This is a genomic window from Streptomyces sp. NPDC001770 (assembly GCF_053596135.1).
The window spans coordinates 36,654-62,121 of record NZ_JBSFFN010000009.1 but is presented as its reverse complement, the minus strand read 5'-3'; the positions used below and the strand labels follow the sequence as shown (position 1 = coordinate 62,121).

At 71.5% G+C, this 25,468-nt stretch carries 19 protein-coding genes; 9 read left to right on the top strand and 10 right to left on the bottom strand.

Annotated features, from left to right (window positions below; translation table 11 throughout):
- Positions 1–89 precede the first annotated feature (89 nt).
- Genes ACWCSV_RS10690 through ACWCSV_RS10675 form a run of 4 tightly spaced genes read left to right on the top strand, consistent with a single transcriptional unit; the run spans position 90 to position 3,910 of the window.
- A complete protein-coding gene (locus ACWCSV_RS10690) occupies positions 90–773 on the top strand; it encodes a response regulator (RefSeq protein ID WP_451140612.1) in 684 nt (227 codons plus the stop codon).
- Positions 770–2,206, top strand: a complete 1,437-nt coding sequence (locus ACWCSV_RS10685) for an ATP-binding protein (protein ID WP_451140610.1) — start codon at positions 770–772, stop codon at positions 2,204–2,206. The genes ACWCSV_RS10690 and ACWCSV_RS10685 overlap by 4 nt, the downstream gene beginning before the upstream one ends.
- A gap of 17 nt (positions 2,207–2,223) precedes the next feature.
- Positions 2,224–2,730: a hypothetical protein gene (locus ACWCSV_RS10680; protein WP_451140608.1), complete on the top strand. Its 507-nt coding sequence runs from the start codon at positions 2,224–2,226 to the stop codon at positions 2,728–2,730.
- 37 nt (positions 2,731–2,767) lie between these two features.
- Entirely contained in the window at positions 2,768–3,910 is a 1,143-nt protein-coding gene (locus tag ACWCSV_RS10675) for a winged helix DNA-binding domain-containing protein (protein WP_451140606.1), read from the top strand.
- A 58-nt stretch (positions 3,911–3,968) separates the two neighbouring features.
- Here ACWCSV_RS10675 and ACWCSV_RS10670 read toward each other — a convergent pair whose 3' ends face one another.
- Together ACWCSV_RS10670 and ACWCSV_RS10665 are read right to left on the bottom strand one after the other, a co-directional pair.
- Positions 3,969–5,042, bottom strand: coding sequence for an endonuclease/exonuclease/phosphatase family protein (locus ACWCSV_RS10670; RefSeq protein WP_451140604.1), 1,074 nt, complete (start codon positions 5,040–5,042; stop codon positions 3,969–3,971).
- The gene (locus ACWCSV_RS10665) at positions 5,039–5,539 is read right to left on the bottom strand and encodes a MarR family winged helix-turn-helix transcriptional regulator (protein ID WP_451140602.1); all 501 of its coding nucleotides are present in this window, start codon (positions 5,537–5,539) and stop codon (positions 5,039–5,041) included. Before ACWCSV_RS10665 ends, ACWCSV_RS10670 begins: the two co-directional genes overlap by 4 nt.
- A gap of 159 nt (positions 5,540–5,698) precedes the next feature.
- Here ACWCSV_RS10665 and ACWCSV_RS10660 point away from each other — a divergent pair, with 159 nt between their 5' ends.
- Positions 5,699–6,808 carry an MFS transporter gene (locus ACWCSV_RS10660; RefSeq protein WP_451140600.1) on the top strand — a complete coding sequence of 370 codons (1,110 nt, stop codon included), beginning with the start codon at positions 5,699–5,701 and terminating at the stop codon, positions 6,806–6,808.
- A gap of 108 nt (positions 6,809–6,916) precedes the next feature.
- On the opposite strand, the gene ACWCSV_RS10655 is transcribed toward ACWCSV_RS10660, so the two are convergent.
- The 4 genes from ACWCSV_RS10655 to ACWCSV_RS10640 form a co-directional block, all read right to left on the bottom strand.
- On the bottom strand, positions 6,917–8,284 hold the full coding sequence (locus tag ACWCSV_RS10655; RefSeq protein ID WP_451140598.1) for an NtaA/DmoA family FMN-dependent monooxygenase: 1,368 nt from the start codon (positions 8,282–8,284) through the stop codon (positions 6,917–6,919).
- A 10-nt stretch (positions 8,285–8,294) separates the two neighbouring features.
- Positions 8,295–9,410, bottom strand: a complete 1,116-nt coding sequence (locus ACWCSV_RS10650; RefSeq protein WP_451140596.1) for an LLM class flavin-dependent oxidoreductase — start codon at positions 9,408–9,410, stop codon at positions 8,295–8,297.
- The gene (locus ACWCSV_RS10645) at positions 9,403–10,824 is read right to left on the bottom strand and encodes an MFS transporter (protein ID WP_451140594.1); all 1,422 of its coding nucleotides are present in this window, start codon (positions 10,822–10,824) and stop codon (positions 9,403–9,405) included. The genes ACWCSV_RS10650 and ACWCSV_RS10645 overlap by 8 nt, the downstream gene beginning before the upstream one ends.
- 232 nt (positions 10,825–11,056) lie before the next feature.
- Positions 11,057–11,197: a putative leader peptide gene (locus ACWCSV_RS10640; RefSeq protein WP_451140592.1), complete on the bottom strand. Its 141-nt coding sequence runs from the start codon at positions 11,195–11,197 to the stop codon at positions 11,057–11,059.
- 275 nt (positions 11,198–11,472) lie between these two features.
- On the opposite strand from ACWCSV_RS10640, the gene ACWCSV_RS10635 reads away from it, so the two are divergent.
- Both ACWCSV_RS10635 and ACWCSV_RS10630 read left to right on the top strand, forming a co-directional pair.
- Positions 11,473–12,297 (top strand): DUF1684 domain-containing protein, encoded by an 825-nt coding sequence (locus ACWCSV_RS10635; protein WP_451140590.1) that lies wholly within the window; start codon positions 11,473–11,475, stop codon positions 12,295–12,297.
- Between the two features lie 353 nt (positions 12,298–12,650).
- Positions 12,651–13,676 (top strand): PLP-dependent cysteine synthase family protein, encoded by a 1,026-nt coding sequence (locus ACWCSV_RS10630; RefSeq protein ID WP_451140588.1) that lies wholly within the window; start codon positions 12,651–12,653, stop codon positions 13,674–13,676.
- A gap of 96 nt (positions 13,677–13,772) precedes the next feature.
- Here the strand turns inward: ACWCSV_RS10630 and ACWCSV_RS10625 are convergent, their stop codons facing one another.
- Together ACWCSV_RS10625 and ACWCSV_RS10620 are read right to left on the bottom strand one after the other, a co-directional pair.
- On the bottom strand, positions 13,773–15,323 hold the full coding sequence (locus tag ACWCSV_RS10625; protein WP_451140586.1) for a pectate lyase family protein: 1,551 nt from the start codon (positions 15,321–15,323) through the stop codon (positions 13,773–13,775).
- 1,127 nt (positions 15,324–16,450) lie between these two features.
- Entirely contained in the window at positions 16,451–17,560 is a 1,110-nt protein-coding gene (locus ACWCSV_RS10620; RefSeq protein ID WP_451140584.1) for a hypothetical protein, read from the bottom strand.
- Positions 17,561–18,167: 607 nt separating this feature from the next.
- Here ACWCSV_RS10620 and ACWCSV_RS10615 point away from each other — a divergent pair.
- Together ACWCSV_RS10615 and ACWCSV_RS10610 are read left to right on the top strand one after the other, a co-directional pair.
- Positions 18,168–19,691, top strand: a complete 1,524-nt coding sequence (locus ACWCSV_RS10615; protein ID WP_451140582.1) for a glycosyl hydrolase family 18 protein — start codon at positions 18,168–18,170, stop codon at positions 19,689–19,691.
- A gap of 589 nt (positions 19,692–20,280) precedes the next feature.
- A complete protein-coding gene (locus ACWCSV_RS10610) occupies positions 20,281–21,780 on the top strand; it encodes a peptide ligase PGM1-related protein (protein WP_451140580.1) in 1,500 nt (499 codons plus the stop codon).
- Between the two features lie 64 nt (positions 21,781–21,844).
- Here ACWCSV_RS10610 and araA read toward each other — a convergent pair whose 3' ends face one another.
- Both araA and ACWCSV_RS10600 read right to left on the bottom strand, forming a co-directional pair.
- Positions 21,845–23,356 (bottom strand): L-arabinose isomerase, encoded by a 1,512-nt coding sequence (gene araA, locus ACWCSV_RS10605; protein ID WP_451140578.1) that lies wholly within the window; start codon positions 23,354–23,356, stop codon positions 21,845–21,847.
- 53 nt (positions 23,357–23,409) lie between these two features.
- Positions 23,410–25,122, bottom strand: a complete 1,713-nt coding sequence (locus ACWCSV_RS10600) for a ribulokinase (RefSeq protein WP_451140576.1) — start codon at positions 25,120–25,122, stop codon at positions 23,410–23,412.
- Positions 25,123–25,468 lie beyond the last annotated feature (346 nt).

The window sequence follows — 25,468 nt, the reverse complement described above, 5'->3', positions numbered from 1 at the left end:
CTCGTACACCCACAGCACTTCGGCCCTCAGCACGCGTCCGCGACACGCCTCGGGCCGGCCTCGGCCATGATCGTTGGGATACTCGCACCATGCCACGTGTGCTCTTGATCGAAGACGACCCCTCCGTACGCGAAGGGGTCGAACTGGGGCTCCGCCGCCGGGGACACGAACTCCTGGCCGCCGGGACCGGGGAGGCCGGGCTGGAGGCGCTAGCCTCCTTCCGTCCCGATCTGGTGCTCCTCGACCTGATGCTCCCCGGGATCAACGGAGTGCAGGTCTGCCGGCGCATCCGCGAATCGAGCCAGTTGCCGATCATCATGCTCACGGCGCGCGGTGACGATTTCGACGTCGTCGTCGGACTGGAGGCGGGAGCGGACGACTACATAGTCAAACCCGCCCGGACCGAGGTCATCGAGGCGCGCATCCGGGCCGTCCTGCGCCGGCTCGGCGCACCGGCGGGCCCCGGCGGCACCGAGTTCCACGGCGATCTGGCCGTGGACCGGGCCGGTCTCACCATCACCAGGGCGGGCGAACGGGTGCTGCTCGCCCCCTCGGAACTCAAGCTGCTGCTCCATCTCTCGGCCTCGCCCGAGCAGGTGTTCAGCAGGCAGCAGCTCCTCGAATACGTCTGGGAACACAGCTTCTACGGTGACGCGCGGCTGGTCGACGCCTGCGTGCGCAGGTTGCGCCAGAAGATCGGGGACACGGCCCGCAGCCCCCGGTACATCCAGACCGTGCGCGGCTTCGGCTACCGCTTCGGGCCGCTCTCGTGAGACTGCTGAGCCCCCATCTCGGCCTGCGCACCCGCCTGGTCGCCGCGTTCCTGCTGGTGGCTGCGATCAGCGCGGCCACGACCGCGGCCCTCACCTACCGGGAGGCGCGCTCGGCGGTGCTGGAGCAGGCCCAGGACACGGCGGTCGGGCAGTTCCGCGACCGGGTGGCGGCGCTCGATCCGGCCCTCCCGCTGAGCGCCCAGCGGCTGCGCTCACTCTGCGAGACCCTCGCCCGTGAGGGCAAGCCCCACACCTGGATCGTCTTCGCCGAGTACGCGGACCTGCGGGTCTCCTCCTCCGACCGGCCCACCTCACAGATCCTCACCGACGGGCTGCGCAAGGCCGCCCGGGAGAACGCGCACGCCTCGTTCCAGCGGGTCGTCCGCGACGACCGCGCGTGGCTGACCATCGGCATGCCCGTCATGTTCGACAAGGGTGACGGTCGCCACCGCACCGGGCTCGTGATGTACGCGGTGATGCCGCTGGCGCCGGAGGAGGCCAACATCTCGGCCATGGTCACGGCCGCCCGCAACGGCGCCCTGCCCGCCCTCCTGGTCGCGGTGGTCCCGGCGCTGCTGGCGGCCCGCAGCGTGGTACGCCCCGTACGTGATCTGCGCCGGGCGGCCGCGGGCATGGGGCGGGGCGAGCTCGGCACCCGTATCGCCGTGCGCGGCTCCGACGAACTCGCGCAACTGGCCAGGACGTTCAACGAGTCCGCCACTCAGCTCCAGAGCTCGGTCACCGAGCTCCGACAGGCCGAGGAGCGGGCCCGGCGCTTCGCGTCCGACGTCTCCCACGAGCTGCGCACCCCGCTCGCGGGGATGCTGGCCGTCACCGAGATTCTGGACGAGGAGGCCACGCAGCTGAACGCGGACACTGCGGCGGCGGTCCGGCTGATCAGCGCGGAGACCGTCAAACTCGCAACCCTGGTCGACGACTTGATGGAGATCTCGCGCTTCGACGCAAGGGCGGCGGACCTGCACACCGACGAGCTGGACGTCGCCGAGGCCGTCCGCAAAACCGTGCAGGCAAGACGTTGGGAGGACCGCGTCGACACCGAACTCCCGGACGGGGTGAGGGCCGTGCTGGACCCTCGCCGCTTCGACGTGATCGTCGCCAACTTGGTGGGCAACGCCCTTCGGCACGGCGGGGAACCGGTCACCGTGCGATTGCGTCCGGAAGAGCGGGACGGGACGCCGCTGCTGGTGCTGGAGGTGGCGGACGCCGGTGCGGGCATCGCGCCCGAGGTCCTTCCCTATATCTTCGACCGGTTCTACAAGGCCGACGCGGCTCGGACCCGGTCGAAGGGCAGCGGGCTGGGCCTGGCGATCACGCGGGAGAACGTACGGCTGCACGGCGGCACCGTCAAAGGAGCCAACGGGCCGGACGGGGGTGCCGTGTTCACCGTCGAGCTACCGAGGGAGGCGCAATGAGGGGTCCGCTGAGGACCTTGGCCGTATCCGCGGCCCTCGCCGCCCTGGCCACCGGATGCGGCATCCGCCCCACCGACGTGGTCGAGGTCGGCGATCCGGCGACCGTCCAGCTCGCCCCGGCCGGTTCCCCGGTGACCGTGCTGTACTTCATCGGCCCGGCCTCCCCGCCCACGGTGTTGCCGGTGACGCGGCGGGTGGCCGTCGTGGGCGGACAGGTGAGCGGCCCCGGCCCGGACAAGGCACTGGGAATGCTCTTCGGCGGACCGTCCGACACGGAGGAGGCTGCGGGAATGTGGTCCGAACTCCCTGACGGGGCTGAGCCTTTGGGGGTCAACGTCGATGGATCGAAGGTCCTGATACAACTCGGCTTCTCCGTCACCAAGATCTCCACCCTCGCCCGTCTTCAGCTCGTCTGCACGGCGGCGCACCTGAGCGAGGCGGCCTCCGACGGCACACAGGGCGGCGCCCGGGTGACGATCCGGGGCTCCGACGGTCCCCTCGAACCGTCGACCTGCCCCGTGTGACCCGCACCGGAGGATGCAACCCGGCACAATTCCCGCCATGAAGATCACCGCACGCGAACTGAACAGGGCGACCCTCGACCGCCAACTGCTGCTGCGGCGGGAGCCGCTGGAAGCCGCCGAGGGGGTGCGCCGGGTGCTCGCCCTGCAGGCGCAGCAGCCCGCCTCACCGTACGTCGCCCTGTGGAACCGGCTCGCGGACTTCGATCCGGCGGAGCTGGACGCCGCGTTCACCGGGGGCGTGGTGGTCAAGGCGTCGCTGATGCGGATCACGCTCCACGCGGTGCACGCCGAGGACTACCGGGTGCTGCGCGAGGCGATGCAGCAGACGCTGTACGCCTCGCGGCTGGGGTTCCGGTTCGCGGCGGCGGGCCTCACCCCGGACGACGCCTTCCGACTCGTGCCGCAACTGCTGGAGTTCGCCGAGCAGGCCCGCACGGTCAAGGAGCTGGACGCATGGATCGAAGCGCGGGTGGGCGCGGACAGGAAGGCCGGGGCGCTGTGGGGGCTGCGAGGATACGCTCCCCTGCTGCACGCCCCGGCGGGTGGGCCGTGGTCGTTCGGCGCCAGAACGTCGTACGTGGCGGCGCCGTCCCGACCGGCGGCCACGGGGCGGGAGCACGTGCCGGAGGCGATGCGCCACCTCGTGCTGCGCTACCTGAAGGCGTTCGGGCCCGCTTCGGTGGCGGACGTGGCGCAGTTCGCCATGGTGCGGCGCGGACCGGTGCGCGAGGCACTGCGGGCTCTCGACGGTGCCGTCGAGCAACTGGAGGGGCCGGACGGGACGGTCGTGTTCGACGTCGTCGGGGCCGACCGTCCCGAAGCCGACGTCCCGTCCCCGCCGCGGCTGATGGCGATGTGGGACAGCGTTCTGCTGGCGTATGCCGACCGCAGCCGGGTGATCCCCGAGGAGTACCGGCGCGAGGTGATCCGTATCAACGGTGACGTGCTGCCGACGGTGCTGGTCGACGGTTACGTCGCGGGTGTGTGGCGTCCGGTCGAAGGCGGCGTCGAGGTGACGGCTTTCCGCGATCTGGGTCCGGCCGCCTGGGAGGGGCTCGCCGAGGAGTCCCGCTCCCTGAGCACCCTGCTGGCGGACCGCGACCCTCTGGCCTACAGCCGCTACCGCCACTGGTGGACCAAGCTCTCCGGCTCGCAGGTGCGGGTCCTGGCGCCCCGGTGACCCGCCCCGGATCCGCCCCGACCCGCCGTCACGGCTCCGGGGCGGGCGGGCCGGCGGGTCAGCCCGTCAGCAGGACGGCCGCCCGCTCCGGGAGGACCGCGAGTTCCGCGACGACGGCCCGGTGGTCCGTCCCCGGCACGGTGTGTTCGCGGACGGAGACCCCCACGAGCCCGGAGCCGTGCAGCACGTGGTCCAGCTGGACGAGGGGAGGCGCGATCCCCGCACCGACGGGCCAGGTCGGCGCCCAGCCCTCGCCGAGTTCGGCGTGGGTGTCGGTGAGTCCGGCGGCCAGCAGGGAGCGCATCGGGGCGTGGTCGAGGGTGGCGTTGAAGTCACCGAGGAACACGGCGTCGGGTCCGTCGTCCTGTGCCAGAACGGCGAGGGAGTACATGTCCCTGCTCCACCGCCCCGGGTTCCCGAGCGGGTAGTAGGTGTGGACGGCGACGAGCCGCACGGTGCGTCCGCCGACCGTGATTCCGGCGGTGGTCTGGGGCCACACGGTGTCGATGTCCGTGGTGTCCGCGCCGGTCAGCGGGGTGCGGGAGTAGATCGAGGAGTCGTACTCGGGGTGCAGCGCGTGGTACGGCAGCAGGGCACCGAGGCCCGCCCGGTCGAGCGCGTCGAGCCCCCGCGCCGGTGTCTGCTCCACGGCGAGTACGTCGATCCGCTCGGCGCGGACCATCTCCACCACCGCCGCCGGGTCCGCCGCCCCCTCGTCGGTGTTGAGGGTCGCCACCCGCAGGCGGGCGGCCGACGGCGGGACGGCGGCGGAGTCGGAGACGAACCTCGGCGTCACCAGCCAGACTTGGGCGACGATCAGGAGCAGCGCCACGGCCGCCACGGCCCAGGACCGCAACGCGCGAACGGTGGTCGTGAGGACCAGTACCAGCAGCGCCAGGAAGGCCGTGTGGGGGAACAACACCATCGGGACGGCGAGGTACGTACTTGCGTCCCGGCCCGTCAGCCGTACGGCGAGCAACGCGGCGGGTACGGCGAGCACGAGCCCGCAGGCCGCGAGCACCCAGAGCCGGCCGCGGCCCGCGCGCCGCCGGACACGTCCGCCGGGGCGGTGCGGACCGGTCCCGCCCGCGGAGCCCGTGCTGTCGGCGCCCAGCGCCGTACCGCCTCTCACGAGCTCTGCTCCGAGGCGTCCAGCACGCGCCGGAGCAGCATGGTGAGGGTGTCCCGTTCGTCGGGGGTGAGGCCGGCGAGGAAGACGTCCTGGGAGGCGTCGGCGGCGAGTCGCACCCGTCGCTGGAGGGCCGCGCCTTCCTCGGTCAGCGCGACGAGTTGGCGGCGGCGGTCGACCCGGTCCCGCTCGCGGCGCACCAGCCCGCGCTCCTCGACGGCGTCGAGGTAGCCCCCCAGGTGGCTGCGCTGGAAACCGAGCCGTTCCGCCAGCACGTGCTGGGGCAGCGGGCCGAAGTCGGCGAGTGCCGTGAGGGTGGCGAAGTGCGGTATCCGCAGGCCGTGTTGGCCCACCGCCTCCACCAGCGCCTCGTGCCCGAGGCGTGCCACGTGGCTGACGAGATAGGAGGGCAGCGCGAGGAGGCCGGGCGGCCGGGACAGGGATGCCGCGCTCTTCTCCCGGGAGTCTCCACCGGTCCCGCACGCGGGGATTTCGCTCATGTGTGCACGATACAGCGGCAGTTGCTGGACGTAAGAATAGCGCCATGTAATGATTCCTCGGTGATATAGCTCGCCTCACCGGCGCAGCGCCGCCCCGTTCCCCGAGCTCTCCGTCCGCCCTGTCCGTCCGGTCCGTCCGGTCCGTCCGGGGGAGGTCCGATGAGTGACATCCCCGCTCCGGCGTCCGATGGTCCCGCCTCCGCCCCGGCCCGTGGCACTGCGGCGCCCTTCGCGGCGCTGCTCCTCGCCGTGCTCTCCTTCTCGCTGATGCGGACGATGGCCGTCCCGGTACTCCCCCAACCGCAGAGGGAGTTCGGGGCCTGCACGACGTCCGTGTCCTGGGTGCTCAGCTTGTTCCTGCTCACCGCCTCCGTCGCCACCGCGCTGCTGGGCCGGGTGGGCGACATGTTCGGCAATCGCCGTGTGCTGGTCGCCGGCCTCGCGGTCTTCGCGGTCGGTGTGCTGCCGGCCGCGCTCTCCTCGGGCGGCCACCATCGGCGGTCCACCGCTCGGCGGCCTGGCCATGGCGCTGGGGGGCCCGGCGTTCGCGTTCGCCGTCGCCGGGACGCTGTTCGCGATGTCGCTGCCGCTTCTGACCGCCCTGCGGATCGCGCTCTCCCGGACGACGAACGGGCGGCCGCCGACGGCGGTGCCGGCGCCACCGCACGGCGGGAAGTCACCGACGGCCTGCGGCACATACGCCACGACCGGGTGCCGGCCGCGCTGATCATCGTGCTCGCGATCGGAGAACTCGGCTTCGCCGGTCCGTTGAACATCGGCGTGACCCTGCCGGCCGACGAACGCGGCTGGGGCGCCGCCGGACTCGGCTGGATCGTCGGGGGCTTCGGAGCCGGCGCGGCCGGGTCCTCTCTCCCGCTGGCCGTGCGGGGCCGCCTCCCGCGCGCCGGGCTGGTGCAACAGATCCGCATGACCCTCGGCGCGGCGGCGACAGGCGCGCTCACCTTCGCACCCTCGCTGCCCGCCACCGTCGCGGTCGGCGCTGCCGTCGGGCTGACCGCCGGGCTGAGCGAGGCGCTGGCGGCGTCCCTCCTGCAGACGACCGCCGCTCCCGCGTACCTGGGCCGGGTCACCGCTGTCTCCGGGCTGTTCTCGCTCGGACTCGCTCCGCTGACATACCCCCTCGGCGGCTTGGCCGCCGCCACCTGGGGAACGCGACCGGTCTTCGTCGCCGGCGCCGCGATGGTGGCGGCCGGATCCCTCACCGGGCTGTGCTCCCGGTCGCTGCGCAGGGCCGAACTGCCGCACTGAAAAGGTGACTCCGGACCGCTGACAGCTCGGTCCCGCCCCGTCCCGGCCGGCGGCTTCGGGTGCGGTCCCGCCCGTCCGTGTTATGCGGGACGGGCGGGACCGCACCGGTCACCCGCCGGTCGCGGGGAACGGCGGCAGGTCCAGGTGCTCGCGCAGGGTGGTGCCCCGGTACTCGGTGCGGTAGACGCCACGTTCCTGGAGTTCCGGCACGAGCTTGTCGACGATGTCCGTGACGGAGGCCGGAAGCAGGTGCGGCAGGAGGTTGAAGCCGTCCGCCACCCCCTCGCGCACGTACCGGCTCCACTCCTCGGCGATCGACGCGGGCGTGCCGACGAAGGACGGGTGCCCCGGTGACACCTCGGTCACCAACTCTCTTATGGAAAGACCGCGTTCGGCGGCCGTCTCGCGCCACTTCCGGATGGTGGCAAGCTTGCCGCTGCGCTGCTCGACGGCGAGGGTTCCCCGGGAGGGGTCGAGTTCCTGGTCGCTCGGTTCGATGTCGGGCAGCGGGCCGTCGGGGTCGTAGCCGGACAGGTCGGTGCCCCAGTACTGCTCCAGGAAGGCGATCGAGCGGGGGCCGTTGATCTGTTCGCCGCGCACCCAGCGGGCCTTCTCCTCCGCGTCGGCCGGGGTGTCGCCGATGACGACGTTCGCGCCCGGCAGGATGCGCAGCGAATCGGGGGTACGGCCGTGGCGGGCCAGCCGGTCGCGGAGGTCGGCGGCGTAGGCGGTGGCCTTGCCGAACTCGGCGTTGGCGGAGAACACCACGTCGGCGTGGCGGGCGGCGAGTTCACGGCCGCCGGGTGAGTCCCCGGCCTGGAAGAGGACCGGCCGGCCCTGGCGGCTGCCCGGAACGGTGGCGGTGGCCCGGAACCTCACGAGGTCGGTGTCGCGTTCGACCGGGCCGATGGCGCCGGGTTCGGCCCAGTGCCCGGCGCTCCCGTCCCGCGCGATCGCGTCCGGCGCCCAGGAGGCCCAGAGCTCCTTGGCCGCCTCGACGAACTGCCCGGCGCGCTCGTAGCGGCGTTCGTGCTCCAGCCAGCCGCCGTGCCGGAAGTTGGCTCCGGTCCAGGCGTTGTCGGTGGTGACGATGTTCCATCCGGCGCGGCCCTCGGAGAGCAGGTCGAGGCCGGCCAGGCGGCGGGCCAGATCGGCCGGGTAGTTGTACGTGGTGTTCTGGGTGGCCACCAGTCCGATGCGGGTCGTGACGGCGGCGAGCGCGGAGAGCTGGGTGATCGCGTCGGGCCGGCCGGCCACGTCCAGGTCGAAGACGCGGCCCCTGTTCTCCCGTACGCGCAGCCCCTCCCCCAGGAAGAACGCGTCGAACAGGCCGCGTTCGAGGATCTGCGCGATCTCGACGAAGGTCCCGATCTCGGTGTGCGAGGGGGCGTCGGGGTCGGACCAGATCAGCTGGGGTCCGACTCCGGTGTAGAACACGCCGAGGTGGAGCTGGGGGCGGGGGTTTCGTGCGGTCATGTCGGTCACCTCAGGTGTTCGTGGCCGCCGGGGCGGCGGCGAACCGGTTGGCGGGGCGGGGAAGGCCGAGCGTGTCGCGCAGTGTGTCGCCGGCGCGCGGTACGGGCCGCTCTCCGGTGCCCGTCAGGGCCGGCAGCACCCGCTCGGTCAGGACCGGCAGGTCGACGGCGAGCACGGCCGGGTGCAGTCTGACCCCGTCGACAAGACCGGCCAGTTCGCGCAGCAGACGGGCCAGGGCCTCGGGCGAGCCGACGTGGCGCAGCCGCCCGGTCTCCGGCCACGGGGCGGACTCGTCCAGGGCGGCGAGCCGGTCGGCCGCCGGGGCGTCCGCGTCGAGGACGACCTCCACCTCGGCGAACACCAGCGGCGCCCCGGCCTCCTTGGCCGTGGCGGAGCGTTCCCGGATCGCGGGGAGGTCGGACCGGCCGACGAGTACGACGTCGGCGCGGGCGTCCGCGTCCAGCCCGTCCGGTACCAGGACGACGAGTCCGCCCTGCGGAGGGCGCGGGGTGATCAGGGGGCCCTTGACCGAGAAGGAGGGGCCCTCGAAGTCGATGTGGTGCACCCGGTCCGCGTCGAGGAAGCGCCCGGTGACCAGGTCCTTGATGACCGCGTCGTCCTCCCAGGAGTCCCACAGCGACCGGGCGGTGTCGATGACGTCGGCGGTCTCGCGGGCCAGCTCGGCGGGGGAACGGACCGGCTCGCCGACGGTGGCGGCGTCGTCCGCGCCGTTCGCCGCGCCGACGACCCAGGCGCCCCGGCCGTGCGAGGCATGGTCCAGGCTCGCGAGCTGGGTGGCGAGGTGGAACGGTTCCGTGGTGGTGATGTGCAGGGTGGGCGCGAGGCCGATCCGGTCGGTCAGCGGCGAGACGTACGCGGCCCGGGTCCCGGCCTCCACCCGGCCGGCCGGGCCGCCCGGCGCGCCGGGCGGCAGCGGCGAGTCCGCGAAGGTGACGAGGGCGAAGCCCGCGTTCTCGGCCGCGGTCACCACGTCCCGCAGGGCCCGCGGGCCGAGGGCCGCGCCCGGCGGACGTCCCGAGTGCCGCCAGGACGCGGGGTGGGCGCCGTCGCCGTCCGCTTCCAGGGCGAGGTGCAGGCCGAGGGGCCCGGTGTCGTGATCAGTCATGAGGATTGCCTCCGGTCGAAGGGGTTCGGGGGACGCACGGGTCGGCGTGCGCCGAGGAGAGGGACGGCGCCGGGTCCCGGGGCCGGGAGGCGGTACGCGTACGGGCGCGGAGGACAGCGACGGCCGGACCGGCCGCGACCCACGCCCGGGAGGCCGGGCCGGGGGCTGTGGTGCCCCGGCGCCGGGAGAGCAGGAGGGCCACTGCGAGAGCGGAGAGCACGGCGACCGTGGCTCCGGAGGCGAGCCCCCACCGCACCCCCGCATGCTGGGAGACCCACCCGATCGTGGGGCCGCCGAGCGGGGCGCCGCCCATCGAGACGACGGTGTAGATGGCCATCACCCGGCCGCGCATGGCGTCGGTGACCTCCGACTGGACGAAGGCGCTGACCGCGGTGTTGAGGGTCATCAGGGCGAATCCGGTGGGCAGCAGCATGATCAGGAAGGTGGTGTAGGAGGGCATGAGGGCAGCCACCGCCTCGCTCACGCCGAACAGGACGGCGCCGACGACCACGGTCCGTACCCGGGGCGAGGCGCGGCGGGTCGCGGCGAGCGTCCCGGTGACGGTGCCCACGGACAGCGCGGTCGACATGAAGCCGAGGCCGCTGGAGCCGACGTCGAAGACACGCCCGGCGAAGAGGGTCAGGGTCGTGGGGAAGTTCACCGCGAAGGTGGCCACCAGCCCGAAGAGGGCCAGCACCCCGGCGAGTTCGGGCCGGGCGGCGACGTACCGCAGCCCCTCGGCCCCCGCCCCCGCCCATCGCGTGCGCTTCACGGGCTCCTGCTCACCCGCGCGCCCGGCCGCGGACGCGGGGGTGCGGGGGCGGATCGTCAGCAGCCCCAGGGTCACGGCCACGAAGGAGACGGCGTTCACCGCGAACACGCCGCCCGGTCCGATGAGTCCGATCAGCATTCCGGCGATCGCGGGTCCGATCAGCCGGGCCGCGTTGAGCGACAGGATGTTGAGCCCGGCCGCGTTCGGTATCAGCGAGGGGCCGACGAGCTCCGTGACGAAGGAGAGCCGTGCGGGGTTCTCCACGGTGAACACGCAGCCGAGGCCGAACGACAGCAGGTAGACCGACCAGAGGGGCGCGTGGCCGGAGAGCACGGCGACCGTGAGGAGCACCGCCTGGACCGCGTACAGGGACTGCGCCCACAGCAGGAGGGTGCGACGGTCGTACCGGTCGGCGAGTACTCCGCCCCACAGGCCGAACAGCAGGACCGGGGCGAACTGGAGGCCGGCCGCCCAGCCGACCGCCGTTCCGCTGTGCGTGAGGTCGAAGACGAACCAGTCCAGGGCCACACCCTGCATCGCGGAGCCGATGTTGGAAATGAGGCCGGTGCTCCAGTAGACGCGGTAGTCGCGGACCCGCAGCGCGGTGAACACCCCTGTTCGCGCGGTGTTCTTGGGCACCATGATCCTCTCGTTCGGGGCGCGCGGAGCAGCCGGGCGCGGCGGTCGCGCTTTCGCGTGAACACGCGGAGGGGTGACGGTTCGTCACAAGAGCGGGGGCGCCGCGCGGGAGCACCGGCGGACGCGGAGGGTGTTCAGCCCACGGCCCGGGGCCTCACGGCCGACGGACGTACGAGGAGCGGTCGTGCGTTCCGCGGTGGCACTGCGGCCGCGGGCGGGAGCGGAGTGCGCGTGCTCAGTGGCGCGGGGCGGTGTCCGTACACAGCGCGCTGCTCACCCTGAGCAGATCGACGTGGCGCCGGACGACACGGAACGCGAACGTCCCACCGTGGTGGCGAAGATGACTGCCGTGCTCGCTGAAGGGTCGCGCCCGCACGCCGGTCACCTCGCACTCTTCGGGTCGGTCGGCGGTCCGGTCCGGCCGCCGATGCACAGGATCACCACGTGGCGGCACGGGTGATCTCGTCGCAGGCTAACCCCTGGCGCCTCCTCGGACAATGCCGCCCCGGAGTGCCGCGCCGGTTCGCAAAATCCGTTCATACTCCGTTCGCAGAATCCGGGAATGAAGCTCACGCCGGGAGGAGTTGCGCTCTGGAGAACCGCACGGCCGCCCCGCGGGCCCTGCCCGCCGCACAGCACGAGGGAGTGCACATGACCGACCCGCAGACCGACCCGGAGACGTTCGCCAAGGAGTGGGAACTGTGGCACCGCGAGAAGGAGGAGCAGCTCGCCGGACCGCACGGGTTCCTCGCGATCACGAGCCTGCGCTGGCTGAGCACCGAACCGGAACGCTTCGAGGACGCCCCGGGTGCCTGGTCCACCTCGGCCGAGGGCGTGGTGGTGGAGCTGGCGGAGGGCGAGGAACTGACGATCGACGGAGTGACGGTGACGGGCCGTCATTCGTTCGGAGTCATCGCTGAACGCGACAGCCTGTACCCGGCGTACGGCGATGCGGTGATCGAGGTCGCCAAGCGCGGCGGGCACGACATCGTGCGCCCCCGCCACCCGGAGAACGCCCTGCGCACCGCCTTCACCGGCACTCCCGCCTACGCCCCTGCCGCACGCTGGGTCCGCCCCGGCAGGTTCCTCCCCTTCGAGGAGCCGCGTCCGGTGACGGTCGGTGCGGCGGTCGAAGGTCTGGAGCACGTCTACGACTCCCCCGGCCAGGTCGAGTTCGAGCTGGCCGGCGAGACGCACCGGCTCACGACGTTCAACGGCAAGCGTCCGGGGTCGCTGATGGCGCTGTTCACGGACCGCACCTCCGGTGTGACCACCTATGCGGCGAACCGGACCCTCCAGATCGGGGCTCCCGACGAACAGGGCGTCGTGCGCATCGATTTCAACCGTGCCGCGAACCTTCCCTGCGCCTACACCGACCTGGCGACCTGCCCGCTGCCCCCGAAGGAGAACCGTCTTCCGGTCGCGGTCGAGGCCGGCGAGCGCATTCCCCTGGAGCGCGGCGGACCGGCCGCCTGACGTCCCGCCCAGGCCGGTTCTGACCCTTCGTGGCGGATCGTCGGGCAGTGTGCGGTGCGTCGCGAGGCGGAGGGCCGCCCGTGCACGGAATGTGCACGGGTGGTCCGACAGCGCCGCGAGGTGCCGTGCCGGACACCGCCCCACGCGTCGCGGTCCGCGTCCCCGCTCCCGTACGGAGCGTGCGTACCGCCGTCACGGCCCTTCGACGCGCGGCCCGCCCGCCGGCAGCCTGCCGCACCGGCCCCGCATGCCCGGCGCGGGTGCGGGAAGCCCGGCGCGGCGTCCGGCCGCCGCCCGCGCCTTCCCGGATCATCCGGTGACATCAGCTTCAGCAGACGCAAGGAGCACCGCACATGGACGTCCACGCCTCACTGGCCGACGCGGTCGGCAACACTCCGCTGGTACGCCTCAACCGCGTCACCGGCACGGCTCTCGCACCGGTCTACGCGAAACTGGAGTACGTCAATCCCGGCGGGAGCGTGAAGGACCGCATCGCGCTCTCCATGGTCGAAGCGGCGGAGAAGCAGGGGCTGTTGGCGCCCGGCGGGACCATCGTCGAGGGCACCTCGGGCAATACCGGGGTCGGCCTGGCCATGGTCGCCGCGCAGCGGGGGTACCGGTGCGTGTTCGCGATCCCGGACAAGAGCAGCGCGGAGAAGGTCGCGGTGCTGCGGGCGTACGGCGCCGAGGTCGTCGTCTGCCCGGGCAACGTACCGCGTGAGCATCCCGAGCACGTGCACGCCACGGCCGTCCGGATCGCCGCGGAGACCCCGGGCGGCTGGCTGGCCAACCAGTACGACAACCCGGCGAATCCGCAGGCTCATTACCGTACGACCGGGCCGGAGATCTGGCGGCAGACGGAGGGCCGGATCACCCATCTGGTGTCCGGGGTCGGTACCGGCGGCACCATCACGGGGACCGGCGAGTACCTCAAGGAGGTCAGTGGCGGGAGGGTGACCGTCGTGGGCGCCGACCCGGAGGCCTCGGTCTACTCGGGCGGCGACGGCGGCCCGTACCACGTGGAGAGCATCGGCTATTTCCGTCATCCGGAGACGGTGGACAACAGCTGGCCCGAATCCTTCCACCCCTCGGTGGTCGACCGCTACGAGCGGATCAGCGACCGGGACTCGCTGCTGACCGCCCGGCGCCTGGCGCGTGAGGAGGGGCTGCTGGTCGGCGGTTCGGCCGGTACGGCGGTGGCGGGCGCGCTGCGGGTGGTGGCCGGTCTGGGCCCGGACGACCTGGTCGTCGTCCTGCTGCCGGACTCCGGCCGCAACTACCTCTCCAAGGTCTTCGACGACGACTGGCTGCGGCAGCTCGGACTGCCGGAGGACGACGGGGTGTCCGCCGGTCCGCGTCCGGTCCCGTCCCAGGGCTGAGCCCCGGTCTCCCGCGGGTTCACGGCGTCACCCGTGGGAACGCCGGTGGGGCCGGGACCGTCGCGCTCGACGGTCCCGGCCCCACCGGTCCCTCTGTCAGGCGCACGTCTCGAACTCGGCGACCTTCGGGGTGCCGCTGGAGCTGGTGATCTCGAAGGTGACCTTGCGCAGCGAGGTCGAGGCGAACGAGATGGTGCCCGCTCCACTGCCCGAGGTGAGGACAGCGCCGGTGTCACCGTTGAGGACCCGCCACGATCCGATGCTGGAGCCGGACGCCTCGCGGATGTTGACCGAGGAGACCGTGGTCGCGGCGTCCCACTTGACCGAGACGGAGCCCGTCGAGCCGGAGGGCGACCAGTAGGTGCTCAGGTTGCCGTCCTTGACGTTGCCGTAGCTGGTTCCGCTCGCCTTGCTGGAGCCGTCGGCACCCCCGGAGAGGCTGAGGTTGGTGCCGCCGGGCTGCGTCGGTCCGGTGGTCGGCGACGGCGTGGCCGTGGTGGGGCTCGGCGTGGGCGTGGTGGGGTTGCCGGTGGGGGTGGTCGGCGTGCAGTTGCCGTCCGAGACCTGGAGGCCCTTGTTGGCGCCTGCCGTCTGGGTCACGATGCTCGGCACGCAACTGGCCGCGTCGAGGCTGTAGGAGTACGGGATGCTGACGGTGGTGTTGGAGGTGGGGTTCGGGCCGGCCGGGTTGTTGTCGGAGGCGTGGGCGGACCAGGTCACGTTGTCGAAGGTGTTGCCGCTCACCTGCCAGTAGCCGGCCGCGTCGGTGTAGAAGGTGCCCAGGACGTCCTTGGAGTCCTTGAAGTAGTTGTTGTCCACCTTCGCCTTGGCCCCGGCACGGGAGTTGATGCCCGACTCGTTGAGGTCGACGTAGTAGTTGTTGTAGATGTGCGCGATGCCGCCACGCAGCAACGGCGTGCGGGAGTCGAGGTTCTGGTACAGGTTGTGGTGGAAGGTGATGAAGCCGTTGGAGAGTTCGGTCTCGCTGGACCCGATGAGGCCGCCTCGCCCGGAGTTGCGCAGGATGCTGTAGGACAGCGTCACGTACTGCGTGTTGTCCTTCATGTCGAAGAGGCCGTCGAACCCTTCGGCTTCGCCGCCCGAGGCCTCCAGGGTGGAGTGGTCGACCCAGATGTTGCGGACGTCGCTCTCCATGCCGATGGCGTCGCCGCCGTTGGAGGTGGGCGAGCCGGACTTCTTGACGTTCTTGACCGTGACGTTCTGGATGATGATGTTGCTGGACTGGCGTATGTGGATGCCCAGTTGGTCGAAGACGGCGCCGCTTCCCACGCCGACGAGCGTGACGTTGCTGATCTGCTTGAGCTCGATCACGCCGGCCGCGGTGTTGCAGCTGTCGCCCGACACCTTGGCGGTGTTGGCGTGGTTGATCGTTCCCTCCACCTGGATGGTGATCGGGGTGCTGCTGGTGGCGCGACCGCACAGGGCCTGGTGGATCTCGGTACCCGTCGTCGCTTTCACGACCTGCCCGCCGGCCCCGCCGGTGGTACCGCCGTTCTGGGTCGCGTAGCCGGTGACACCGCCGGTCGCGGCCGATGCCGAGGGCATCGACACGATGACGCCGGTCGCCGCCGCCAGGGCCGCCGTGGCCACTGCCGCGGAGAGTCGCAGTGCGACTGCTTTCCTCATGCTCGTCTCTCCCTGTTCGTCTTCGAATACGGGGTTGAGCGAATGGCATGTCCATGCCATTCATGAAGTCGTGCCGAGCCCGCCGACACACACCGGTTACGTTCCGACCACCCCTGGCGCGGGCTCGATCGCGCCGGTCGGATCGATTCGGCCGTTCTGCCGCGACCCACAAGCCTGCACCGCCGGCGGCACCGGCCACAGGGTCTCCGTGTCCGCACCACCGCCCACTCCCGCCGGTCGCGTCACACCGGGGGCGGGAACACCGCCCGGTGGACCACCGCCGGGCATTCCGACGGCGTGACCGGCCATCCGCTACAGGAAGTCGTCGCTGCCCGAACCGTGACGGACGGCGTGACGAGCATGGATCATGGCGTACACCCTTCACTCCGTGGCGCGGCGACGTCCTGGATGCGGCACCGTTCCGGATCGGTGGCGGCTCGCCGGTGAAGTCGCCTGCGGATGAGGTGACTTCACGTTCACCGGTGCGGGGCCCTGGAGAGGGAAAGCGCTTTCTGAACGTGAGGATAGGGCGGCCGTCGCGAGGCTGGCAAGGTTCTGGACGCGTACGGAAATGGGCGCCACCGCGACCGGTGGCCGAAGCCGGCCCACCCGGAGGTCCCACGCCAGGCCGTCCGGCACCGCGAACAGGGTTCACACCCCTGAACGTCCATGGGTTGCCGAACGATCCTCCCCAGGAGGACGACGGACACCATGTCCGCAGCTCACGACCGTGATTCTAAGGTTCTGTCCGAAGGAATGCGACACCGCACCCCGCGCCGGAAGCAATCTCTCCGCTCCGCCCGCTGGACGAGCGGGCGCCCCACGGAACCAGTCGTCCGAAGATCCCGGACTCCCGAAAATTTCCCCCCGGCGCACCCTCCGGCACCTGCCGAAGGGCGCGCCGATCGCCGCCGGGGACGCGGCGCGGGGGCCGCTCGGCCCATCCGTCCGACCCGGCCGATGGAAAGCGCGCACCCCACGGGCGGCTGTTCTCCGCTGCCGTCGTCGATGGGCTCACGGGCCCACGGGCACAGCACGACGTCGGTCCCGGGAGCCTGACCGCTCCCGGGACCGACGCGGTGACTGGGTGGTGTCCGGCCCGCGTTCGCCGGAGACCGCCTACGGCGTCAGAACGCCGAGGTGTACGCGGTGAAGAACGGGGCCTTCACCGGAGTCCCGCCGGGGCCGAAGCAGTTGACGGGAAGCTGTACGGTGCCGCTCGACCTGGCCCAGGGGGCGTACAGGCCGCAGTATCCGGGCCCGCTGCCGTAGGCGGTGGCGTGCGCGGTGTCCGAGGGGACGGCGACCGACGGGAGGGTGACGACGAAGGGCGCTCCCGAGCCGCCGAGGGTGTTGGTGGCGCCGGTGGAGTTGTAGTTGGTGAGCGCGGGCAGCGACCCGTTGTACCAGAGGTAGCCGAACGACTTCGGCGGGAAGGCCGGCCCGTGGACCGCCCGCAGGTAGGAGTAGCTCAGCGTCCACTTGGCGTCGTACGGGGCGTCCGACGCGTCGTAGCAGGCGACCACCGCCGTCTGCCCGGTGGCGCCCGGCGCCCAGTCGGACACCTTGCAGTGCGCGCCCTGCTGCGGGTCGACCGCGGTGACCTGGAAGTCGCCCGCGTAGCCCGACTGCCCGAGGCCGGGGAGCCACGCCTTCCAGATGCCGGTCGAGCCCTTGCTCACCGTGTTCACGGCCGAGGTGGAGTTGTACTGGGTGAGTACCGTGCCGCTGGTGTCGGAGTAGATGTAGCCGTACGACCCGCTCGGCGTGGCCGGCGCACCGCTGCTGGTGGTGTACAGGACGGTGAAGGTGGAATTGTCGGGTGCGCCGCTCGGGAGATAGCAGTTCACGAAGACGTCTTCACCGGTACCCACCTGCTTCCAGGCGGCGATCTGGCACCAGTGGGCGGTGCTGTTGACCGCGGTGGCGTGGGCGATCCCGCCCGCGCCGCCGATCAGCGGGAAGTGCGCCACGTACGAGCCGAGGCCGAGCTGGTCGACCTTGACGGGGTTGGCCGACGGAGAGGTCCAGCTGCCCCACTGACGGGTGGGGTCGGGCACGTAGCCGGAGGGCGGCGTGGGGTTGTCCAGGTAGGCGAAGCCCCAGCGGTCGGGGACGGCGGCCTGCGCGGTTCCGGCGGTCGGAAGGGCTGCCGCCAGCAGGGCGGCCAGCATCCCCATGATGAGCAGAACGGCTCGAACGCGTCTGTTCGTCGGTGCTGCGGTGCGGACGTGCATGGGCGTACCCCCTGTGGGTGAGGTCGGTGCTGCCTGCGCGGTCCGTGCTGTGGCTCGGGTCGGGCGTACGCCGGCGCGCCGCAGCGAACGCGGCATGATCGCGCGCCCGCCGGTGAGCGGACGAGGTGTCACCGGTTCGGAGCCCGGCGCTCAAGGTGCCAGAAGAACGGTCCGCCGCAGCCTTGCCCCGTCAGCCGTTCTGGGAACCCGCACATGCGCCCCGGGCACCCCGGAGGCCACTCCCCCACCGTGGCCGCCGTGCGCGCCGGCCCGTCGGGCCGATTCCGGGTGGTCTCCCGTCGCAGTGCCCCTATCCCGTCCCACCACCCCCTCCGAGCACCACCGCCCGCCGTGGCCGGAACGGGCGCCTGGACCCCGAACCAGCCTCCCCGAAGGCCAAGTTGGCCAAATGCCGGTAAAAACGTGGTCGAGTGGTCCAGTCCACTGAGCGCCCTCCCACCAGCGAAAAGCGCACACCGAGGGGAATTGGTCCACTCCCGGCTTGGTCCAGACCATTGACGTGCATCTGCCACCGCCGATTCCATGCACCATGCCACTACCGGAAGGCAGTCGGCGGCTCCTCCCCTCCTCCACAGCTGGGACATCCATGAGACTCACGCGCTCGTTCCGCACGGTCGTCACCGCCACGGTCACGGCGGTGGCCGCCGCCGGCCTCACGCTGATCGGGGGGCCCGCCCAGGCGGCGACGCCTCTCCCCTCCCACGTCTTCGCCCCGTTCTTCGAGACGTGGACCGGCGACAGCCCCGCCGCGCTGGCCGCGCAGTCGGGCACCAAGCACCTCACCATGGCGTTCCTCCAGACCGCCACGCCCGGCTCGTGTACGCCGTACTGGAGCGGGGACACCGGGATGCCCATCGCCGCGTCCTCCTTCGGCAGCGACATCAAGACCATCCAGGCGGGCGGCGGCGACGTCATCCCGTCGTTCGGCGGGTACACGGCCGACACCACCGGTACCGAGATCGCAGAGAGCTGCACCGACGTCAACCAGATCGCGGCGGCCTACGAGAAGGTCATCACCACGTACGACGTGACCCGCCTCGACATGGACATCGAGGTCGACTCCCTGGGCAACACCGCGGGCATCGACCGCCGCAACAAGGCCATCAAGATCCTCCAGGACTGGGCCGCCGCCAACGGGCGCAAGGTCGAGATCTCCTACACCCTGCCCACCACCACCTCGGGCCTGGAGTCCAACGCGCTCGCCGTGCTGCAGAACGCGGTCAAGAACGGGGCGCGCGTCGACGTCGCGAATCTCATGACGTTCGACTACTACGACAACGCCGCGCACAACATGGCGAACGACACCCAGACGGCGGCCCAGGGACTCGTCAACCAGCTCGCGGTCCTCTACCCCGCCAAGACCTCGGCCCAGCTGTGGAACATGGTCGGCATCACGGAGATGCCCGGCGTCGACGACTTCGGCCCGGCTGAGACCTTCACCCTCGCCAACGCCACCCAGGTCTACAACTGGGCCGTCTCGAAGGGCATCAACTTCCTGTCCTTCTGGGCGCTCCAGCGTGACAACGGAAGCTGCCCCGGCGGCGCCGCCGCGGACGGCTGCTCCGGAATCCAGCAGAACACCTGGGACTTCTCGCACATCTTCGCGCCCTTCACCGGCGGCACCACCACGACCCCGGCCAACGACTTCTCGCTGAGCGCCACCCCGGCCTCCGGCTCGGTGACCGCGGGCGGCTCGGTCACCAGCTCGGTGAAGACGGCGGTGACCGCGGGTTCGGCGCAGTCGGTCGCCCTCAAGGTCACCGGCGCCCCGGCGGGTGTCACCGCGTCGCTCAGCCCCGCCTCCGTGACGGCGGGCGGCAGTTCCACGCTCACCCTGGCGACGACGTCGGCCGCCGCCTCGGGTACGTACACGATCACCGTCACCGGCACCGGCGCCTCCGGGAGCCACACCGCGACCTACTCGCTCAAGATCACCGGCGGTGCGACGAACCAGTGCACGGCCACCCCGTGGGCCGCGGCGTCGGTCTACACCGGCGGCCAGACGGTCTCGTACCAGGGCCACACCTGGAAGGCCCAGTGGTGGACCCAGGGCGAGGTGCCCGGCACCACGGGCCAGTGGGGCGTGTGGGTGGATCTCGGCGCCTGCTGAGCAGCGGGGCGATCGCTCCTCCTGAGCTCCCGGGACGCTGAAGGTTCCTGAAGATCCTGCGGCCCCGGGCACTCGAACAGATCCGGACAGGGTCGGCAGCACGTCTGCCGGCCCTGTTTCCTTTGTGCTCCTTCGAGAGCCCTTGGAAAACAGTCGGCGAAAAGCAGTCTTGTACACGCCGGACCCCTGAGGCAAAGTTGAGTGGTTGTTTCCTCCGTTTCACGGAAGGGACAGAAAAATCACGGAACCATCGCTCACGTTCTCGTTTCCGGTTCTCCGCCCCCGCCTCCGAGCCTTTTCTCGCCCGTTTCGCAGACTTCCTCGTCCCGCCCGATGTGGCTCGTGGCGGCACACCTCAATGGCACGGAACCCGGCCCGGGGGAATTTCCCGTTTCCGCCGAGAATTGCATCCGGACATTCGATCATCGAACACGATTATTCCGTCACCGACTTCACCGACCGTGACCGCGAGGCCGTCACCCGAGTTGTCTCCTGCCCGAAGCCTTCCGTTCGGATCCGGCAGGGGAGCCCGGCCGGATCCGAACGAAAGGCCCACGTCCCATCCGGTACCCGTAGCTTCGAGGACGCTGTGACTGAAACGCATCGACGCCCCACGGCCCGCATCCACATCGAGAGCCGGGAATGCGGCCCCGAGGTGCTGGAGCGGCTGACCGGCGCCACGTACTTCCCCGAACGGCTGCTGGGCCCCGCGATCGTCACGACGGTCTGCCGTGCCGGTGGCCATCTTCTCTACGTGACGGCGCCGAGTGTGATCGACGGCGAGGAACAGGTGGACTACTACCTCGGGCTCCTCCTCCGCGGTGCGCCCGCCACGGACCGGGAGAGCGTACGGCGCCTGCGCGCACTCGTACGGGTTCTGCCGCTCGACGATGCCACCACCCGCTGGCTCAGCACCAAGGTGCTCGACCCGGTCAGCCCGCGTGCGGCCGAAGTGCGCTCCGCCTTGAGGGAGTTCGCCGATCACCATCGGAATTCCGGGGCGGACGTACGGCTGAGCTACTTCGAACCGTCCGAGCCACTGGAGGAGTTGGCCCGCGACCTCGACCTGCCCGGTACCCAGCCCTCGTCGGTCCACATCCCGCTGGGGACCAAGCACTCCGGCCGGGAGATCTTCGCCGCCGCCGGGATTCCGGTACCGGCGGGCAGTGGAGTGTGCCACGATCCCGGGACACTCGCCTCGGCGGTCGCCCGCCTCGCCGCGACCGGCCTGCGCGAGCTGGTGCTGAAGCTGGACAGCACGGCGTTCGGCGGGGGCCTCGGCAACGCCCTGCTCACGCTGGACGACGGCATCACCGCGCCGGGCGGCGACACCGTCGAGGAGCGGGTCGCCCGGGCGTTGCCCGGGGCGGCGCTCATGGACGCGAAGCTCACCTGGCAGGAGTACGTCACCCTGATGAAGGACGATGGGGTGATCGTCGAGGAGATGATCTCCGAAGTGCCTCTGCTCAGCCCGAGTTTCCAGGGGCGGATCACCGAACGTGGCACCGTCGAGGCCGTGTCCACCCACGACCAGGTCCTCGCCGACGACGGACAGACCTATCACGGGTGCACCTTCCCCGCGGCCTCCGGCTACCGGAGGCTTCTCATCGGCCATGGTCTGCGGGTGGGCGAGGTGCTGAGGGAGCGGGGCGTCGGCAGCGGTGACTACGGGGTGGACTTCCTCGCCACCCGGTCCGGGGACGGATGGCGTCTGCTGGGCTGCGAGATCAACCTCCGCGCCACCGCCACCAAGCACCCTTTCACCATGGCGGTGGGGCTGCTCGGCGTGGAGCCGACGCCGGACGGACGGTTCGAGGTGGACGGCGTCGAGTACGTCTACGAGGCGTCGGACGTCATCATGGACCGCCGCTACCGGGGACTGCGCCCGGCCCAGCTCATCGAGGCCGTCACCGGTTCACCGATCGGCTTCGACCCCGCGCGCAGAACGGGCGTGGTGCTGCATCTGATGAGCCCGGTCACCGAGTTCGGGAAGTTCGGCGCCCTGTGCATCGCCCGGAGCCGCGAAGAGGCGTCCTGGCTGATGCGGGAACTCCGCGACCTCGTGGACGGGTTGACGCCGCAGGACTGAGCGGGCCCCGGGGAGTGGCCCGCCCTGCCGGGCCACTCCCCGGATCCCAGTCGGCCAGGCACTGTCACAGACCGCCGGCGAGCCGGTGGTAGGCCTGGTTCCAGCGCAGTTCACGGGCGAACTGCCGAGGTGTGGTGGACGCGTCGATGAGGACGAGTTCGGTACGCAGCATCTCGGCCAGGTCGTCCAGGTGCTCGGCTCCCAGGGCGGTGGTGAGCACCGTGTGGTGCGGGCCTCCGGCGGTGAGCCAGGTCTCGGCGGAGGTCCGCAGGTTCGGCCGGGGCCGCCACACGGCGCGGGCCACGGGCAGTGCGGGCAACGGCTCGCTGGGGGCGACCACGTCGATCTCGTTGGCGACGAGCCGGAACCGGTCGCCGAGGTCGGTGAGCCCGACGACGACCGCCGGGCCCGCCGCGGCGTCGAAGACCAGGCGGACCGGGTCCTCCCGGCCGCCGATGCCGAGCGGGTGGATCTCGCAGCTCGGGACGTCGTCCGCGAGGGACGGGCAGACCTCCAGCATGTGGGCGCCGAGGATGAGTTCGTTGCCCGGCGTGAGGTCGTAGGTGTAGTCCTCCATGAATGAGGTGCCGCCGGGCAGGCCGTCGGCGGCCGTCTTGAGGGTCCGCAGCAGGACGGCGGTCTTCCAGTCGCCCTCGCCGCCGAAGCCGTACCCCTGGGTCATGAGACGTTGCACGGCGATGCCGGGGAGCTGTCGGAGTCCGCCGAGGTCCTCGAAGTTGGTGGTGAAGGCGCCGAACCCGCCGTCGGTGAGGAAGGTGCGCAGGCCTGCTTCGATGCGTGCCGCGTACCGCAGTGCCTGGTGGCGTTCGCCGCCGGCCCGCAGCGGGGCGGCCAGCCGGTAGGTGTCCTCGTACTCCTTGACGAGCTCGCCGACCTCCGAGTCGGTGGCGGCGTCGACGTGGGCGACGAGGTCGTTGACTCCGTAGGTGTTGACGGAGACCCCGAAGCGGAGCTGGGCGTCGACCTTGTCGCCTTCGGTGACGGCGACGTCGCGCATGTTGTCGCCGAAGCGGGCGACCTTGAGCGTGGCGAGTTCGGCGCGCCCGGCCGCGGCCCGCGCCCAGGCGGCGATCCGCGCGCGGGTGGCCGGGTCGGTGACGTGGCCCGCCACGGTCTTGCGGGCGACGCCGATGCGGGACTGGATGTATCCGAACTCCCGGTCCCCGTGCGCCGCTTGGTTGAGGTTCATGAAGTCCATGTCGATGGTGGCCCAGGGCAGGGCGACGTTCGACTGGGTGTGCAGGTGAAGCAGCGGCTTGCGCAGAGCGTCCAGCCCTGAGATCCACATCTTCGCCGGGGAGAAGGTGTGCATCCAGGCGATCAGGCCGATGCACCGCTCGTCGGTGTTGGCCTCCAGGCAGATCGCACGGATCGCGGCGGAGTCCGTCAGGACGGGTTTCCACACGATCCGGGCGGGCAGCTCCGCGGAGTCCGCGAGGGTGGCGGCGATGGTGCCGGACTGTTCGGCCACCTGCCGGAGGGTCTCCTCTCCGTAGAGGCCTTGACTGCCGGTGAGGAACCATATTTCGCGGACGGAGGGGGCCTGGCTGGGCACGGGGACTCCCGGTGGGTAAGTGGGGCGGGCGGGGTGGCGGGGTGTCCGGCGGGTCAGTCGGCCGGGGTGCTGGTGAGTGCGTGGTTGCGGATGCGGCGCAGGCGGTGGAGGAGTCCGTCCCGGACGCCGAACTCATCGTGGAGAAGGCGGTATTCGGCGAAGAGTCCGTCGTAGGCACCGGCGCGGGAGGGGTCGGGGACGTAGACGTTCCGGTGGAGCCTGCCCATGGCGGCGGTCGCGGTGCGGACGTCCCGGTGGGCTCCGGCGGCGACGGCGGCGTGGATGGCGGAGCCGAGGGCCGAGCCCTGCTCGGAGGCGGCGAGGGAGACGGGGCGGCGCAGGACGTCGGCGTAGATCTGCATGAGCAGGGCGTTCTTCGTGAGCCCTCCGGTGACGATGAACTCGTGCACCGGCACCCCGCCGGCTTCCAGCGTCTCGACAATGACCCGGGTACCGAAGGCGGTGGCTTCGAGCAGGGCCCGGTAGACGTCCTCGGGGCGGGTGGTCAGGGTGAGACCGACGATCACACCCGAGAGGTGGTGGTCCACCAGCACGGACCGGTTGCCGTTCATCCAGTCCAGGGCCACCAGACCGTGGCCGCCCACCGGTTGGGCGGCGGCCTTGCGGGTCAGCAGGGCGTGCAGGTCCTCGCCCCGCGAGGCTGCCTCGGCGGCGTAGCCGGCGGGGACGCCCTGGCCGATGGCCCAGCCGAAGATGTCGCCGACCGCGCTCTGGCCGGCCTCGTAGCCGTACGCGCCCTCGACGATTCCGCCGTTGACCACACCGCAGATGCCCGGTACGTCGGCGAGGGCCGGACCGTTCACCACGTGGCAGCTGGAGGTGCCCATGATGGCCAGCAGCCGGCCGTTCTCCACCGCCTGGGCGGCGGCCGCGGCGACATGCGCGTCGACGTTGCCGGCGGCCACGGCGATCCCCTCGGGCAGGCCGGTCCACTCCGCCGCACGGGCGGTCAGCGAGCCGACGCGTGAGCCGAGGGCCGACAGGGGGAATTCCAGGCGGGTGCGCGCGAAGTCCGCGAAGTCGGGGTGCAGGGCGGCGAGGTACTCCTCGGTGGGGTAGGAGCCGTCCTGGTGGATCCCCTTGTATCCGGCGGCGCACGCGTTGCGGGACTCGGTGCCGGTGAGCTGCCACACGATCCAGTCGGAGGCCTCGATCCAGCGGGCGCACCGGGCGTAGACCTCGGGGTCCTCCTCCAGCACCTGGAGCGCCTTGGCGAACTGCCACTCCGAGGAGATCTTTCCGCCGTAGCGGGCGATCCACTTCTCGCCCCGCTCGTGGGCGAGTGCGTTGATCCGGTCGGCCTGGTCCTGTGCGGCGTGGTGCTTCCAGAGTTTCGGCCAGGCGTGGGGCCTGCCGGAGAGCTCCGTCGCGGCGAGCGGGGTGCCGTCGGCCAGCGTCGGAAGCACGGTGCAGGCGGTGAAGTCGGTGGCGATGCCGACGACGTCGCGGGGGTCGACGCCGGACGCCTCCACCGCGGCGGGCACGGCCCGGCGGAGTACCTCGCACCAGTCCTCGGGGTGCTGCAGCGCCCAGTCCGGTGGGAGCGGTGTTGTCCCGCCGGGCAGTTGACGTTCCATCACTCCGTGCGGGTACTCGTGCACGGCGGAGGCGAGTTCTTCGCCGTCGCGCACCCGGACGACGACGGCACGTCCGGACAGGGTGCCGAAGTCGACGCCCACGGTGTACTGCTCGGCACCCGCCGGACCTGACGGGTCATAAGGCGTACGGGGCGGTTGGGAAGTCACCAGGGTTGCCCTTCGGGAAAGGTGGCCGACGGACGGCCCACCAGCGGCAGCGATATGCGGAGCCGGATGAGCGGGACCGCCGACAGCCGAAAGTGTGAACGCTAACAATTGCGAAATCAAGAGCAGTGCAGCCGCTTCGCCTTTCGTGTTCCGCACCGACCCCTTCGGAGCAGTCCGCGCGGAACCCACTGCGCGACACCGCCGCACCCCACGGCTCCGCACCGACCCGGGACCGCTCGCCCCGGGCGGGCGCGGGCACCGCGCACCCCCGGACCGATCGCCCGTCGACCCACAACTCCATTCATTCAGAGGCAACTTGATAGCCCTCCCGCCGGAATCCGCGACG